We start from the raw sequence: 17275 nt of genomic DNA on the forward strand, positions 1-17275 counted from the left end.
ATGACATCGGATGTAAAAATGGTACGGGTCTTATTCATACCAGCAGCTCTTTTTTGTTTTTGGTAGAATAAATTTCATTTCGTTGTTTCTCCCATAGCTTTTTCCATTATTCCTATATTTGGGTGTACCAACGAAACCCATCCAATGAAAAGACTATTTCCATTATTTCTGCTCCTTATTTCCATTTCCGTTTTTGCCCAAAAAAAGGCCCTTGACCATTCCGATTATGCCTTGTGGCATACGATCAAAGGGGCTACTTTGGCACCGTACGGGGGCCATGTGCTGTATTCCTTGGAAAAAGGGGAGAAGGATAATTTCCTAAAAGTGAAAAATAGTCAAGGCAATACGGTCTTTGAACATGAGCGAAGCTCAAAAGGGATGTTCACTTATGATTCCGATTACGTGCTGTTCACCATCAAAGCCTGGAAAGACAGTGTAATTGCCATGAAGAGCAGAAAGGTGAAAAAGAAAGACCTTCCCAAGGACACACTGGGTATTTTGAACCTCAAGACAAATAGTGTGACCAAGATCGGGAATGTAAAATCGTACAAACTTCCTGAAGAATGGTCGGGTTATGTGGCGTATCAATTGGAGGAAATAACCAAGAAAAAGGAGAAGGATGACGATGGGGAGGAAGAAAAAGATTCCGTCCCAGAAAAAAAGGATAAGAAAAAGAACCCCAAAAAAGTAGGTAAAAAAACCGGCTATCATGTGGTATTGCGTAATCTGGAAACCCAAAAAGAGGATACCTTGAAATTCGTCACCCATTTCACCTTTGCCAAAAAAGGAAAATGGTTTGCCTATACTTCTACCGGTATTGATAAAGAGGCTGATGCAGGTGCCTATGTCATCCATCTTGAAAATGGGGAAAAGACCAAGATCCATAGCGCCAAAAAAGCGAAATACAATCAATTGCAGTTCAGTGAGTCGGGCAAACAATTAGGATTCGTTGTCGATACCGATACGACCAAAATACAGGTGAGGCCCAATGCCCTATATCTATGGACAGAAGGAAAAGAAATGGCCGAAAAACTGGTCGATTCCGAATCCGCACCCAAGGGGTATCTCGTATCTTCCGATGGTGAAGTGAGCTTCTCCAAGGACGAATCAAAACTGTTCTTCGGGTTGCGTAAACCCCCGATCGTCAAAGATACCACCCTTACCGATGAGGAAATCGTAAACGTAGAGGTATGGACGTACGATGAGCCACAACTCTATACCGTTCAAGAACTACAATTGAAAAACGATACCATACGATCGTACCAAACCGCTATCCACCTTAAAAATAAGAAGTTGGTGCCCTTGGCAACGGCAGAATTTCCGAACAGTGAACTTGGTGATGAGGGCAATGCAACCTATGCACTTGTAGGCACAACGAAACCCTACGAATTGGAAAGTCAATGGAAGGGTTATCGAGAAAATGACTACGCGGTCATCAATACCGTAACAGGGGAGACCAAAATGGAGGTAAAAAAGTCACCCAGAATGATGCTTAGTCCCAAGGCAAAATTCACGTTTGGTTATAATGCCATTGACAGTACGTGGTTTACATATGACATTGATTCAAAAGCCTACACGGCGTTGACCAAGGGGAAGGTCTTTTATGATGAATTGAACGATTCCCCAAAATTTCCATCACCTTATGGGGTGGCCGGTTTTACTGAAAATGATGCTTCGATCATTTTGTACGACCGCTATGACCTCTGGGAATTCGACCCTAAATCAGGTTCGGGAAACCGCTTGACCAAAGGCCGTGAAACCAAAACGAGATACCGTTACGTGCAACTTGATGAAGAGGAACGCTTTTTAAATCCAAAAGGAAAATGGCTGTTGAGCACGTTCAATGAGGAAACCAAAAATTCGGGTTATGCCTCATATGCCCCTAAGGGCAAAAAGATGGTTTCCTTGATTTCGGGTCCCTTTCGGTATGCGAACGTAAAAAAAGCGAAATTGAGCGATCGGTTGCTGTTTACCAAAGAATCGTTTCAAGTGTTCCCCGATCTGCATACGAGCGACATGGGTTTTAAAAAGACAACCCTACTCAGCAATGCCAACCCACAACAAAAGGACTACAACTGGGGTACGATCGAGTTGGTTGATTTTACCTCACTCGATGGTAAGGCTTTAAAGGGACTATTGGTAAAACCTGAAGATTTTGACCCTAAGAAAAAGTATCCCATGCTGGTGAACTTCTATGAACGCAGTACGGACAACCTTTTTCGCCATAGGGCACCAAGGGCCGAAAGATCATCGATCAACTATAGTTTTTATACCAGTCGTGGGTATGTGATCTTTAATCCCGATGTCGAATATCGTGTGGGGTATCCAGGTGAGAGTGCTTACAATTGTGTGATTCCGGGCATCACTTCCATGATCGAAAAAGGGTTTGTCGATACAAATAATATCGGTGTACAAGGACACAGTTGGGGTGGTTACCAGATCGCTTATCTTGTTACGAAAACCGATATTTTCAAAGCTGCAGAGTCCGGCGCACCCGTACCCAATATGATCAGTGCTTATGGTGGAATCCGTTGGTGGTCAGGGCTTAGTCGCCAGTTTCAGTACGAGCATACGCAAAGTAGGATCGGTGGTACGCCTTGGGAATACCCTGCGCGGTATATAGAAAACTCCCCCATCTTCAATATAGATAAGATAAATACCCCGCTGTTGATTATGCATAATGATGCGGACGGACATGTGCCATGGTACCAGGGCATCGAATTTTTCGTAAGCCTACGTCGTTTGGGAAAACCCTCTTGGTTCCTGAATTACAACGGGGAACCACATTGGCCGTTAAAACTTCAAAACCGAAAGGATTTCAATATTCGGATGGCACAGTTTTTCGATTATTATTTAAAAGACGCACCAAAACCCGTTTGGATGCAAAGAGGGGTGCCTGCAATGGAAAAAGGGGTAAATCAGGGATTGGAGCTTATAGGGACTGAAGAGTAGTTGTTTTATTTCGGCTCTAAGGCATGGAAAAAAATGGAAATTTAGGCTCGGGTCGTGATATATCATTGTTGTGCCTTATATCCCAAATCGAAAAAAAATTACGATAGATGAAAAGGATTACTGTTTTTTGTGGTTCAAGTTTTGGAATTGATACTGATTTTGAAATTCAAGCTAAAGAACTTGGACGAAAGTTAGCACTTGAAAATATTGAGCTGGTTTATGGTGGGGCAAATGTTGGATTAATGGGTGCTGTTGCGAATGGAGCATTGGAAGTATCAGGCAATGTTATCGGGGTATTGCCCAATTTTCTAAAATCTAAAGAGATTGCCCATAATGGATTGACCGAATTGATTTTGGTTGATTCAATGCACGAAAGAAAAACTAAAATGAATGACCTTTGCGATGGTGTAATTGCTTTACCCGGAGGTTTTGGAACGCTCGAGGAACTATTTGAGATGTTGACTTGGGGTCAATTGGGACTTCATAAAAAACCAATAGGATTATTGAACATTAACGGGTTCTATAATGAATTGATTAATTTCTTGGATAATATGGTTCATAAAGGACTATTGAAAGATGTAAATCGAAAAATGGTTCTAGTTGGTGATAACATTGATGAATTACTCGAAAAAATGAAAACTTATGAAGCTCCAAGTATAGAAAAGTGGATTACTAACAAAACTGTTTGAATAAAATCATCGAATACCCCAATAACTTCTACTTTATTGGTTCAACCATGTACCGATCCATACCAATGCGGCAGTGCGGTAAGGAACTCCTGTATAACCATTACAAAAAAAATACGGCTCCATGCAACTTATTCAAAACAAATACGTTGTGAAACATAGTAATCAAAGGGGGTAAGCGCTTATAGAACGTTTGCTTTTAAAATTAAGGACTATGTATCTAAAAAAATTGCCCTTAATCGGAATGTTGGTTTTAATTTTCTCCTGCTCTAAATCGGAGGATACGGCATCGGAAAATAACCTGGAAATAGAAACCATAACCCTACCGACCTCTGCAGTGGATTATAGTGCAATGGACAATTGGGTTTTTCATCCGAGCAAAACTACCATCTTGCCTTTTTATAATTTGGATATTTCAGTTATTGAGAAAGATCTGCAGGTTTCAGAAACCATAGCAGTGGCGAACAATTCCGATACCGATACGGGGATAGATGTTTTTTGGGTCCATCCGACCCAGTTGAGTACTGTACAAAACTATAGTGGCCCCCAAACCATTGCTATTTCGGAACAAGACAAAACGACCATAGGTTTAACCGTAATCGCACAGGGTGGTTTGCTTGCCAAATATGGTCGGGTATTCGCCCCGCATTACAGACAATCTACAGGAATTACATATGACCAGAATACGGACAAAGAAGTACAGGCCAATGTAATAGCTACCTCGTACAGTGATATAAAAGCTTCTTTTCAGCATTATTTGGATAATTACAATAATGGGAATAAAATAATCCTGGCCGGACACTCACAAGGTTCTTATCTTTTGGGCCTTTTGCTTAGGGATGTTTTTGATACCAACGACAATCTAAGGGCCAAATTGGTTACCGCAGCTTTGGGCGGTATGGGGTATGTGTATGCCAAGGAAGGGGAATATAAAGGTGGTTGGTGGCAAAATATTCCGTTATGTACCACCACCGATGAATGCGGGTGTATACAAAATTGGGTGAGCTTTGATGAGGAACAGGGTATACCTGAAATCAATTACGGCTTGCCGGAGTTTAATCCATACCTAATAAATAGTGGACTTGTTTACAGGGAATTTAATGAGGGTGAGGATTGGTTCGTTTCCGATTTCAGTTACTATGGGGAAACTAAAACACCATTGCAAAATTACATAACACCAGATGCCGGTTATGGTCTTGGTGAAGGAAATAACTTTCTTGCTTTTAATGATATGTTTATGGTAAGGCAAAGAAGGGAAGGGGTGCAAAAAGTGGTTTTGAGTATAGAAAACGATATTTCGGTTGGTGATCAAAGACCTAATGACCTTGAGGGTGAAAAAGAGCATGTGAATTATTTAAAATGGGGCTATCATATAAAGGATTACCATGTTTATTTATGGGCACTCATGCAGCAAATAGATGCTAAGCTGGCAAACTGTGGTTAAATGAAGTAAATGGCGCTATGGTGATTATGGACTTTTAGATTGCCCGTAACCACATAAGTAGGTGGTCATCAAAAGCAACTTTTAAGGATATTAGTGATACTGAAACTGGCATTACCCTAAACGAAAGTACTTGAACATAATATTTTCTAAGCATAATACGTTCAATGAACGTGTACTTTAACTTTCAACTTTTTATTAATGAAATATCTGTTTTTTATTTTTTTCATAGGAACCACGGTTTTGTTTTCTCAAGCTCCTGATGCGGGTTCCTTGGTTAAGATCCATGAAGCTACGAGTACCGAAATCAATACCATAGCAAGTCCTGAAAAAGGCTCTTTTGTCTACGATACGACCTTGGACAAAATGCTCTTTTATAATGGCACGGTCTGGGTAGAGATAAACGATAACCAACCTACGGCATATACGGGCCATTTTATCATATCGGCAACAGGGAGCCAAACGATAACGGCTTTGCCTTTTGAACCCAGTTCCATTTCATTTGTGGCCCATGCCAATATAGAATCCACAACGATCAATAATGATAATGGGGTCGGGAATAACTCCAACACCATAGTAAATGCTTTTGGTACCATGAACGGCTATGCTAGAAATGACGGTGGATCAATAAGCCAGCAAGTGATTTATGTGGGAGGTAGCGGTACTTCAATCAACGATATTTCTAGATATTCCAATTCCAATGAATGTATCGGTATTCGTTATTCTAACCAAAATGGTGATAGTTTAGGGCTGACTACGGCCAGTTTAACTTCTTTTACAACTGACGGTTTCATTATCAACGTAACCAATAGGTCCGATGATGTACTGGTTATGTTTACAGCTTATAAATAGGTTTTTAGGGGATTGGGAATTTCAATAACAGATCCATTGGGCTTGTAAATTCCATTAAAACAAGTACTCCGTAAAACTGTTGGAATAAAAAAGCTTAAATATTATTGTAAGGTTATCAATTAGTTGTAAGTAGTAAAATTCTAACAAATTTCAATAAAATTGTTTATTTTCGGCCCTTTTAATTTGATTGGGAACTTCCTTATGATTAGACTCTTGATATGATTATTGGGAACATTTGAGTAATATGGATATAAAATTTAAGAGGGATCAGGATTTCCTTTATGTTGATGTAGTCGGAAGTTTTGACTTGGATTCCTTTATAACATTGTTAAGAAGAATAGGATCGGAAGATAACGATATGATTATCATAGACGCAACTGATCTGCAAGGCACCGATATTTCGTATGATATTAGATATGAACTGGTTGTTGCTGCGAAAGAATACCTGAATGAAGAAACAAAATATGCAGTTGTATGGCCGCCAAAAGACATCAACAATTTTATAATCAGTAATCTAAATCGTTTCGGTGTTACCATTCAGATATTCCCTAAATTGGCCAAAGCAAAAAAATGGCTGCTGAGCCTTTCCTAAATACAAAACCGTAACCCGGGCCATTTCGGGTATATTTCGGGTTTACCACTTTAGGACTGGTAAAAATAAAGAATCTTTTAAATGATAAACCCTACTAAAGATGCCATTGCGGCCAACGACTTTATTTTAATGGAGGGTGCCGTGATAGAGGTTTTACGTCGTGGCGGGAAGGTTTCCCTGCATCCGGATCTTCTTAACTCCCCATTGATTTATAATAGGGAAGGAGGGAATGCTCTTTCATTTATTTTCAGCGCTTATATTGCTATTGCCCAAAAGAATGATGTTCCCTTTTTCATGTGCACCCCAACTTGGCGTGCGAATAAGGCAAATGTGCAAAAGTCGGGCATAAAAGAATCCGTTAATCGTGATGCCGTAAGGTTCATGAAAAAGCTTCGGGACAATGCCGGTGATTTTAGTGAAAAAATAATGATCGGCGGAACCGTGGGCCCCAAAAATGATTGTTATACCCCTACCGATGGACTTTCAAAAGAAGAGGCGGAAGAATTCCATGCTTGGCAGCTATCGGAATTACAAAAAGGGGGTGCGGATTTCATAATTGCCGAAACCCTTCCCAATGTTCAGGAGGCATTGGGATTGGCAAGTGCTGCATCGAATCTGAACCTTGATTATATCATAAGTTTTGTGATCGGGAGAAACGGGAAAATTTTGGACGGAACGTCTTTGTCGGATGCCATGCAGCTGATCGATAATTCGGTTGGCAAGGTGCCATTGGGCTATGCTGTCAATTGTGCGCATCCTTCCTTTTTATGTGCGGAAAACCAACCCAAGGAAATCTATGGTAGGTTGATCGCCTTTTTAGGGAATGCTTCGGCATTGGATCATTGCGATCTTGAAAATTCGGACTGCCTACATGTGGACAATGTAAGCGACTGGGGAGACGAAATGTTGCGATTGAACCGTGAATTCGGGATAAAGATACTAGGTGGCTGTTGTGGCACCGACGAAAGACATTTGGAGTATTTGACAAAGAATTAGTGGAATATGTCATTTCGACAACGTGAGGAACGAGCCATAGCCATATCTTGATGTGATTCCGCTACGTGCCTCATTCGTAATGACACTCGGACTTTAAAAAGTTTTCCGGCCTATTTTCATTTTCGTAGTAAATCGATAAATTTCCACAGCTTCTATAAACACCCCTAATAAGAACTTCTTTCATAAAGTCGCGCATACGGAATAAGGCTGTGGCCTTAATAACTTACCATGAAATGGTAATAAAACCTAGGGAAGGATTTTTATTTAAAATTTTAAAAAACGATTGACTTTTTAAAAATAACCCCCTCTTTTCTATAAACCAACACGTAATTAATTTCATTTTCCATAGCGTAGTATTCTGGTGTACTTTGCAATGGCCATTCTTCCGTTCTTATACGTATTAATTTATTTGGCCATTCTTCAAAACTTTCAGAAGGACTTACTTTTTTAAAACCTTTTAACCATTTGTCGATATTTTCGGGATTCACCTTTACCACATATCTATAATCCTTATAGCCAGCCGTTAATAAAGTATGTATAGTAAAGGTGAATCCATTCGAATTATGGAGTAGGAACTCTGCATTTTCAAAATCACTATAAGCAGTAATTTCTTTTTTAAGAACATTGACCCTTTCCTCTTTAGTTCCGTAATTTATACTGTACAGCTCATCTTTTATGTTCTTTTCTGCACAACCATATAAAACGATAATAAATAGAAAGTAGGCAATAAATGGTCTTTTCATTTCATTAAAGGATTGATAATGTAAAAATAAAAAATCCGTTGCGCTTTATATTTAAAATTCACCTTTGATTTCAATGCCATTAACCGTGTTATTGGGCCAAAAGTTAGTCGATGGGTTTTCCGGCCTATTTTTCCGGTTTCTAATATTTCAAGAAATTAAAAACAACTTTTCGTTCTTAGGTTCTTAATGAAGCAATGCAAAAAAGAACAAATTTCAATAAATTAAAAGGAACGAAATCGTAATTTTATGGCAAGAAAACACAAGAAAAGTTCCCAATACCCAACAAATGAAACCGATACCAACAACCATTCTATTAGCTATCATCTTTTTCCTGTTGAATGCCTGTAAAACGTTGAAAACATCTGAAGCCCAACCAAAAATGACAACGACCGACCTGATCGTTTTTCAAGATGGAAAGGAAACCGTGGTTCATAAACCCGTTGAGACGGTAAAAATCGGTAAAAAGGAATTCTCGCTTCGGTTTTATAACAAGCGATACGATCCAGAAAACATAATATTACATACCGCGCGAATAGCGGCTTTTAAAGACCCCTTGCAATTGGATAAGGTAAATGTTGGCATGTCAATGTCCGATGTTCCTTATTTTAGTGGAGGTACCGGTTTGGCGGCCAATAGTAACATAGGGTATGATAAATTAAGGTTGCGAAATGATGCGCACCATTATACGTATTACACAAATGAGGATAGAAAAAGATTAAATCTTTTAGAGGAAAACGGGGAGCTTTTGAAGTTGGAATTCGATATTCCTGCACTTTACTACAACGATACGGATTATAAAATGTCCGACCCTCAATTGAAAGCGTTCTACATCGCATTTTTAATAGACAGGAACCTAAACGGAATCATTGACAAGGGGGAGCTGAAAAAATTGACTTTAAAATATAAATAAACGACTATAGATTATAGTACTTGGCAACCCATCTATACTATGGGGCAAGAAACAAGAACGATTTTATATCATAGATACCACAACACATGAAATACACTTTTTTGTTTCTTTTGCTTCTTTGTTCAATGTTTGGTAACGCTCAAAAAAGGGATATTGAACCTTATGTGAACTTTCTGGAAAATGTAGAAAGGAAATCAGCCAAGGATTATATCATAGAGCAGTTCAAAGACCATGATATCGTTATTCTTTGTGAAAGGGACCATCGCGATTTAACACAATATGAACTGATAAAGGAGGTCCTATCAGATGACTATTTTAAAAAGCATGTAAAGAACCTGTTTACCGAAATCGGTGTCATAAACCTTCAACCTGAAATCACCGAATTTTTAAAGACTAAGGGATTGGACAGCCTGTATGTGGAAAACAAATTGAAAGAGTTCCAATTCAATTCCAGTTTTTGGGTCCTATGGGAAAAATACAACTATCAATATTTGTTGAGGACAATTTACGACATCAACAATAGTTCCGATAATCAGATTTCCTATTATCCTTCAGATTCCGAATTCGATTGGCAAAAGGTAGATAATTTGGAAGAATATGTTAGGGAACAGGATTTTGAAATAGAGCCAAGGGATAGTATAATGGCCTATAACATCATCAATACTTTTGAAAGATTAAGGCCAAATAAGGATAAAAAGGCCCTCGTTATACTAAATTACAGACATGCCTTTAAGATGCATGTCCCTCGAAATAATGGCGAAATACAGGAGAATGCCGCAAAATACCTCTTCGATTATTTTGGTGATAGGGCAACGAATATTTTGATCCATCAAGCGATTTTCAGGAAAAAAGAAAAAGACTATTCGTATGCTTTGATACAGAACGGAAAATGGGATGCCTCGTTCAAGGCCTTGAATTTGGAAGATATAGGCTTTGACCTTTCGAGAACTGCTTTTGGTAGGGATAGCCTAGACCTGTGGCCAGTAGCTTCTTCTTACACATATGAGGATACTTTTGACGGATTTGTATTTTATAGGCCCATTTAGGATTATCAACTTGTTTCTTACTTTGATGGATTTATACCAAAAGAAAGGGAAGAAGAATTTTTTAGGCGCTTCAGAATTCATTTAGCGTACCAAGAAGACACGGTTACGCTTGAAAAGCTGAAAGATGCCGATTTCAGAAAAGCGGTATTGATCGAAATGAATACAAAAAAGGTAAGAAGGTATCCTAATATAGAGGAATTGATAGGGGTTAGGGACGATTTTTTAAAGGATTAGGATAGAACGGAATCACTGAGAAGGGGGAGCTGAAAAAATTGACTTTAAAATTTAAATAAAACGACTTCAATGTATTGAATTTGGTAGATGAAATGAAAAGTTTATGCCAGATTATTAAAATATATTTATCAATGTTTTGTTTTAGTATGTAATATGCATTTTTCCAAAACCATCTTACGATAAGGAAAGTATTATATTGTTTTAACCAATTAAATAATCTTAAGAAAATTAAATCCTTTATATCAATATCGCTGTTATTGTTTCTTGTGTTTACATCGTGTAGAGAAAGCAGGGAAACAAATGTTCTGACCAATTCACAAAAAGAACAGGTAAATAAGTTTATTGTAGAATTGAATCAATCCCTAAATAATTTTGAATTCGAATTTATCAAGGAATCTTGGAGTCATACCCTTTTTAAAAAAAGAATCGGAAAATTAGGTGATATAGGTTATAGTGTATTCAATCATATTTATGAAACCAATGTCAAAAGTGCCATTCTGAACGCCAATTTAAACCTGATAAATAAGGTAAAGCATTCAGGAGCGACATTAAAGCATATTAAAACGGCTATTATAGATAATTATGCTGAAGTCACTTATTTACTTATAGAGGATGGTTTTTACTATTTCACAAAATATAGGATCGATTTTCATAATGATACTCCTTATCTATCGGATATATATAGCATCAAAGAAGATCGTTGGTTTAGCGATAGTATGCGGGAAATGGTTTTATTGAACATTGAGCATAATGCTTTTTCAGCCAACCGACATTCAGCTAATAGAGCATTTGAGGCTTACCAATTTGCAATGAACAATGGGGATTATTATTCTGCTCTTTACGCATTGGAACAAATACCTGAGAGTCATCAAATCTTCAATGATTTTAAAATTGCCAAAATAAATTTGGCCGCACAGTTAGGTGATTCCATTATGATAAAAACCATTAGAGATGAGACTATAAAGGAAAAAAGAAACATATATATAGATTATTTAATGGCTTTTTATTCAAGGGATTCTATTTACAAGGAAGATGTGAATAGAAGAATCCGTGAGGAAATAGGAATCTCTAAACATTTATTGGATTCTTTGAATACAAAAAGCCTGATTTGGGAATAACAATGTACTACTCAATGTTCGACAAGTGGATTGGTTGATTTATGAATATCATTTATAACTAAACCCTTTTAGTTATTGTGTTTTAAATGGTATAAGTTAGAAGATCAGACCACTTTCTTTTCTTATTTGATATATGAAAAACGATAGTTTACAACATTTCTTACAAAATTATTCTAAACTGTCTTTGTTTTGTAAGTGAACTTAAAAATGGGCGATTATGTATACTGAGATTTATTTAGTGGATGACATGGAAATGGTGAACTTGGTGCATCAAGTATTGATAAGAAAGCTTGGGCTTGAAGACAAAACAAAGTCTTTTACCGACCCTGAAGAGGCTTTGGATGACCTACGTTTCAATGTAAAGAAGTCTGAACCGATATTGGTTTTATTGGATATCAGTATGCCAGTGATGAGCGGATATGAATTTTTGGAATTCATGGTACTGGAAGATTTTCCTACCAACATCGATGTTATGATAGTAACTTCTTCCCAATCTGAAGAAGATAGAACGTTGGCCGAACAATTTCCCCAATATGTATTGGATTATGTTGCCAAACCTCTACAGATTGAAAAACTAAGAAAATATACCGAAAAAAAGCGTAGTGCCTAATTTATAGGGTATTGCGAAACTTTCAATTTTATCCCTATTGATGGATTTATAGCAAGTTCATAAAAGGGCTAAAGGAGATATAGACGACTTTGGTTCATTAAAAGATCGACTTTTTTGAACGGATAAAATTTGCCCTGCGGTTATTCTAAAACCAGAATAACCATGCAGGGCTTTTTTTGTGTATTTTTTTAGGTAATACTGGTGAAAATTGTACTTTTCGGGTGTAAGAGCCGACCGTTTGGTATGGTGAAACCATAATACCCTTAAAATGAAGAATACGTATTTATTTCTCCTTCTTGTTGTACTAATTTTATCTTGTAAATCCTCTTCCAATTTATCGGCACCGGCTTTGACCCAAAATTCGGAAGCTTCCCTTCAAAAACCTTATGTTATTATGGTTTCCTTGGACGGTTTTCGTTGGGATTACGTCGAAAAGTATAACCCCCCATATCTCACGGAATTTATACGGAACGGGGTAAAGGCCGAGTCGTTGATACCTTCTTTTCCATCGAAAACATTCCCGAACCATTATACCATAGCCACAGGAATGTATCCTGATAAACATGGTATCATAAGTAATAATTTTTACAGTTATAAAAAAGGGATGGACTATAAAATGGGTAATAGGGAAATAGTAGAGGATGGTACATTTTATGGTGGAACTCCTATCTGGGTACAGGCCGATAAGGCTAATATGGTATCTGCCAGTTACTTTTTCGTAGGTTCAGAAGCAAATATTCAAGGTAAATTCCCGACCTATTATCATAAATACGACGGAAGTGTAAAGAATGAGGTGCGGGTTGCCGAAACCTTAAAGTGGTTGGACTTGCCCGAAAAGGAACGCCCACATATGATTACTTTGTATTTCTCGGATATGGACGATACGGGTCACCGATACGGTCCGGACAATCAGGAACAAATAAAAAAGGCCCTTTATGCATTGGATGAAAATCTGGGGGCCCTGTTCAAGGGTGTTGGGGCAACGGAGCTACCCGTGAATATCATCGTAGTTTCTGACCATGGCATGGCAACCTTGGAAACCAAGAACATGATGGCTGTGGAGGATTTGGAGAACGACGAATTGTTTACCATAATCAACAGTGGGGCGATACTAAACGTTCATCCAAAAGGCCCTACGACCGTGGAAACTGTTTATGATTACTTAAAGGAGAGGGAAAGCAATTTTAAAGTTTTCATGACCCAAGACACTCCCGGTTTTGAGTATACCCCCAAAAATAAAGATTGGGGAAGCATTCAGGTGATTCCCGATCTGGGGTATTATTTCTCAAGCTCGCAAAGAATTCAAATGTTGAACGAAAAATCGATCAGTACCATCGGGGTTCATGGGTATGACCCTAAGTATAAAGATATGCACGGTATTTTCTATGCCAACGGACCCGCTTTTAAAAAAGGGTATGTTGCCCCTTCTGTAAAGAACATCCATATCTACCCTTTAATTTGTGAGATTTTAGGTCTGGATATTCCCAGTGATATTGATGGGGATTTAAATGAAATAAAAAGTGTTCTAAAAACCGACTAATCCATTATCTACCTTAATTCCAATCTCTGAACCCATGACAATGGCTAGAGGACGGAATACTGATTTCATGGATCATTTAAAAGGCAAACTTTCCAGAAGTAGAATTACCCATTCTTATGGCAAATACTATTGGCAATCCAATCCAATTTCATAAATAAAGGGAGAACTTGTTTTTTGAATTATGATGTTCAAATTCATCAAGTAGGGCTATTTTGTATAGAATATTAACCTGTGAATGGTATTTTTTATATAAATAGGGCAATATGAATCACAATAAGGTTAATTTTGTTTCATTTTTATTCATAGAAGGCACTATCTTTGAAAATATTTTAGACTATGCTTTTAAATAAACCGGTATATAAAAAATTAAACTCTGAGTTTGGGAATTCAATTCTGATGGTGCAACGTACCGAGAGGTTGGATAGTAAAACTGCCTTTTGGCACTTTCACCCGGAATTGGAGTTACACTATGTGAATAAAGGACATGGAAAACGACATGTAGGAAACCATATCTCTTATTTCAATAATAGTCAGCTACTTTTAATAGGGGAGAACTTGCCACATAAAGGGTTTACCGATGGTATTACCAACAATGGCATGGAAACCATTATTCAATTCAAGAAAGACTTCTTAGGAGATGCTTTTTTTGATATCCCTGAAATGAAAAATATCAAAACCCTTTTTGAGAAGGCAAATAAAGGATTGTTGTTCAATCCGATCGTCAAGAAGGAAATAGGTCCGAAAATTGAGGAATTGGTAAATTATCAAGGATATGAAAAAATCATAAAGTTTTTAGATGTACTCCACGATTTGTCCCTATCCGATGATTATAGAATACTGAATCCGGAAGGATTCAATTTTGAAGTGGAACCACAGAACACTTTAAAAATAGATATCATTTATAAATACGTAAATAACAATTTTAAAAATCAGATAGCTTTGGAAGAAGTTGCGGACGCGGTAAGTATGACCGTTCCTTCTTTTTGTAGATATTTTAAAAGGGTAACAGGAAAGACCTTTACGAAATTGGTCAATGAATATCGAATTGTACATGCCACTAAATTAATTCAGGAAAGCCAACTGGGTATTACCGATATATGTTACGAATGTGGTTTCAACAGTTTTTCGCACTTTAATAAAATGTTCAAGGAAATTACAGGGGAAAGTGCTTCAAAATACAGGAGTAATTTAAAGACCCTTGTTCAGTAGCGAATAGCGTATTACCCAACCTGTACAAATTCATTTTGATATAGAAGGGAACGATCGAATAAGTAAACGAACAGGTGCCAATACCTACAAAAATAATCTTTGCGTGCAAGGTGTTCAGGACTCGTTCTGCAGCTACATTAGATGATTCCTCTTCGTTTATAAATAGAAAGTACCAATTGAGAAGATGTGAAACACCAATAAATCAATAACATTGAACGCAGACATGGTATTACGGACTTTATTTGATGGTTCTACTTTACTGAAAAAAACAGACATTGGATAAAAACACGCACTACCTGCGACACCTGGTAAAATTTATTGCGAGTGCTGACCAATTTACGAATCCCGACGCATCGGGACTAGTAGATTTGGTATGTGGTTCGAATGTGCTAAATTAGGTCTTTATACCACAGTGCGAACCTTGAACAAACATATTGTAATGCATTAAAATATCTGCATATATGAACTTATTTGACCATTTGGCAATTACTTTTGAAAGTATCGTGGCCGATGTTGGAATTGCGGAATTGAAAACACTATTGGATGTGGAACAAAAAAGTTTTTCCCTTCAATGGCTTTCGGATAATAAGTTCATGATAAGCTTGAATTCCTCTATTGGAACGAACTATGTTTTTGATATAAATAACAATGCGAAAAGTGCGGTAATAGCATATGAAACACTGTCTGAATTGACAGAGGATAAGACGGATATAGTATTAGTCACAAAGTTTAAGTACGGATTGCTTATGATCCTGGTTATTCCTATAATCATGTTGATTCTTGAGCTTACAATGGATTTAGGGATACCCGTGCCTTTTTACTTTGTTTTTCCTTTGGTCTTTATCTTGGTTCTATTTATCTTCAGGAGCGAGGAAAAAAGACTCTATCGCAATTTCAGGGAATATCTATACTCTGAAAACCATAAGGTATGATCGTTTTAATAATGGGAAACGTCATTGGCCTCTCCTAAACGGAAATCCCTGTTTTTTGGCAATGACTTGGTATTGGGCGGAATAGCCCTGTATTGCCAACACCCCAATTTACCCATTGCTAACACGGCTGCCGTACAACAGGTTATGGCCGAACCATGTACTTAACAACATTGAATCCCGATGGGAACTTGAAAATGGGAATGAAAATATTAGTTCCTTGAGTGAAGTGTGGTGCAATAAAAATAATATTTCTGACCCTTCTACCCTCCAGGACAGTTGGGTCCGCAATGTACGCTATGTTTTTCAGTGTATGCATGGGCACTTTTAAAGTTCTATAAAGACTTTTCCGGAAAATGTATACCTACTTCCTTAAAATATATACATATTCAAAAGCCTTTCAATAGAAATTTGCAATGTAATCTTAAAAAGAAGAACCATGGCAAATTCAAAACTTGGGATATTAGTAAACTTATTTCTTCCGCAACGAAGAAAACCTAATCCCGAATATGCAATCCCTGAAAAAGATAAAAATTTAGAAGGAAAAACAATTGTTTTTACCGGAGGGACTGACGGTATGGGGCGTGTGGCGGTAGAAATGCTTTATGAAATGGGAGCACATGTTGTAGTTCTTGGGCGCAATAAAACAAAAATAGAAAATGTAATCAATGAAATAATCAAAACAGGAGGTTCAGGTAAATTAGGTTTTCAAATTTGCGATTTGGCTTCTATGGATAGTGTTAAAAATTGTGCAGAAAGAATTTTAGCAGAGTATAGCAAAATTGATGTTTTAATTAATAATGCTGGTATCAATATGACAAAACCAACATTTACTTCTGATGGTTTTGAGACCAATTGGGCAGTCAATTATTTAGGAGGTTTTCTGTTAACTAAGCTTTTACTTACTAGAATTCAACAGTCATCACCTTCGCGTATTGTGAATCTTACCACCAATACCAACTTTATTAAGCAAATAGATTTTGATGACATTGAATCAAAATTGAATTTTGATACTGTTGACAGCTATACGCAAGCGAAGCTTTCAATGAATATGTTTTCTATCGACTTAGCTAAAAAACTTGAAGGAAAAGGAGTAACGGTAAATTACCTGTATCCAGGATATATAAGATCAAACCTACTGAGCAACCTTGAAGGGCCAGAAAAGATGATGCAGTTTTTTATGAATGTAATGGCATCGCCTACAGAAGTAGGTGCAGACCGGATTATTCGATTAGCAATTTCGTCTGAGTACGAAGGCAAAACGGGTGTTTATGTCTCTGAAGATAAAATCAAACCTCCACACAAGGAGGCTCAAATTGAATCTAAGCGAAATCACTTGAAAAAGATTAGTGAAAAGGCACTGAAAAAGTGGTTGTAAGAAAACAATCAAGTAATACGGAAAAAGTATACATCCTTC

At 37.5% G+C, this 17275-nt stretch carries 15 protein-coding genes; 14 read left to right on the plus strand and 1 reads right to left on the minus strand.

Going from position 1 to position 17275, the window contains the following annotated elements; translation table 11 throughout:
- Positions 1-144: 144 nt before the first annotated feature.
- The 6 genes from GJ691_RS11085 (at position 145) to GJ691_RS11110 (ending at position 7519) form a co-directional block, all read left to right on the plus strand.
- The gene (locus GJ691_RS11085) at positions 145-2952 is read left to right on the plus strand and encodes an alpha/beta hydrolase family protein (RefSeq protein ID WP_154366862.1); all 2808 of its coding nucleotides are present in this window, start codon (positions 145-147) and stop codon (positions 2950-2952) included.
- Between the two features lie 107 nt (positions 2953-3059).
- Complete coding sequence (locus GJ691_RS11090; RefSeq protein ID WP_154366864.1) at positions 3060-3641, plus strand: LOG family protein; 582 nt, start codon at positions 3060-3062, stop codon at positions 3639-3641.
- A 211-nt stretch (positions 3642-3852) separates the two neighbouring features.
- Complete coding sequence (locus GJ691_RS11095; protein ID WP_154366866.1) at positions 3853-5082, plus strand: DUF3089 domain-containing protein; 1230 nt, start codon at positions 3853-3855, stop codon at positions 5080-5082.
- Between the two features lie 198 nt (positions 5083-5280).
- A complete protein-coding gene (locus tag GJ691_RS11100; protein WP_154366868.1) occupies positions 5281-5931 on the plus strand; it encodes a hypothetical protein in 651 nt (216 codons plus the stop codon).
- 244 nt (positions 5932-6175) lie between these two features.
- Complete coding sequence (locus GJ691_RS11105) at positions 6176-6523, plus strand: hypothetical protein (RefSeq protein ID WP_154366870.1); 348 nt, start codon at positions 6176-6178, stop codon at positions 6521-6523.
- Positions 6524-6604: 81 nt separating this feature from the next.
- A complete protein-coding gene (locus GJ691_RS11110) occupies positions 6605-7519 on the plus strand; it encodes a homocysteine S-methyltransferase family protein (protein ID WP_154366872.1) in 915 nt (304 codons plus the stop codon).
- 272 nt (positions 7520-7791) lie between these two features.
- On the opposite strand, the gene GJ691_RS11115 is transcribed toward GJ691_RS11110, so the two are convergent.
- Complete coding sequence (locus tag GJ691_RS11115; RefSeq protein WP_154366874.1) at positions 7792-8262, minus strand: hypothetical protein; 471 nt, start codon at positions 8260-8262, stop codon at positions 7792-7794.
- A 286-nt stretch (positions 8263-8548) separates the two neighbouring features.
- Here GJ691_RS11115 and GJ691_RS11120 point away from each other — a divergent pair, with 286 nt between their 5' ends.
- From GJ691_RS11120 to GJ691_RS11155, 8 genes are all read left to right on the plus strand, one after another.
- Entirely contained in the window at positions 8549-9172 is a 624-nt protein-coding gene (locus GJ691_RS11120; RefSeq protein WP_154366876.1) for a hypothetical protein, read from the plus strand.
- A gap of 86 nt (positions 9173-9258) precedes the next feature.
- Positions 9259-10218, plus strand: a complete 960-nt coding sequence (locus GJ691_RS11125) for a hypothetical protein (RefSeq protein ID WP_154366878.1) — start codon at positions 9259-9261, stop codon at positions 10216-10218.
- A gap of 584 nt (positions 10219-10802) precedes the next feature.
- Positions 10803-11570: a hypothetical protein gene (locus tag GJ691_RS11130; RefSeq protein WP_154366880.1), complete on the plus strand. Its 768-nt coding sequence runs from the start codon at positions 10803-10805 to the stop codon at positions 11568-11570.
- A gap of 217 nt (positions 11571-11787) precedes the next feature.
- The gene (locus GJ691_RS11135) at positions 11788-12180 is read left to right on the plus strand and encodes a response regulator (RefSeq protein WP_154366883.1); all 393 of its coding nucleotides are present in this window, start codon (positions 11788-11790) and stop codon (positions 12178-12180) included.
- Between the two features lie 268 nt (positions 12181-12448).
- Positions 12449-13720, plus strand: a complete 1272-nt coding sequence (locus GJ691_RS11140) for an alkaline phosphatase family protein (protein ID WP_154366884.1) — start codon at positions 12449-12451, stop codon at positions 13718-13720.
- Positions 13721-14056: 336 nt separating this feature from the next.
- Positions 14057-14929: an AraC family transcriptional regulator gene (locus GJ691_RS11145; protein ID WP_154366886.1), complete on the plus strand. Its 873-nt coding sequence runs from the start codon at positions 14057-14059 to the stop codon at positions 14927-14929.
- A gap of 461 nt (positions 14930-15390) precedes the next feature.
- On the plus strand, positions 15391-15861 hold the full coding sequence (locus GJ691_RS11150; protein ID WP_154366888.1) for a hypothetical protein: 471 nt from the start codon (positions 15391-15393) through the stop codon (positions 15859-15861).
- Positions 15862-16297: 436 nt separating this feature from the next.
- Complete coding sequence (locus GJ691_RS11155; RefSeq protein ID WP_154366890.1) at positions 16298-17236, plus strand: SDR family NAD(P)-dependent oxidoreductase; 939 nt, start codon at positions 16298-16300, stop codon at positions 17234-17236.
- Positions 17237-17275 lie beyond the last annotated feature (39 nt).

The sequence above is a fragment of the Maribacter luteus genome, assembly GCF_009674825.1.
In the GTDB taxonomy this organism is placed as follows: Bacteria; Bacteroidota; Bacteroidia; order Flavobacteriales; family Flavobacteriaceae; genus Maribacter_A; species Maribacter_A luteus.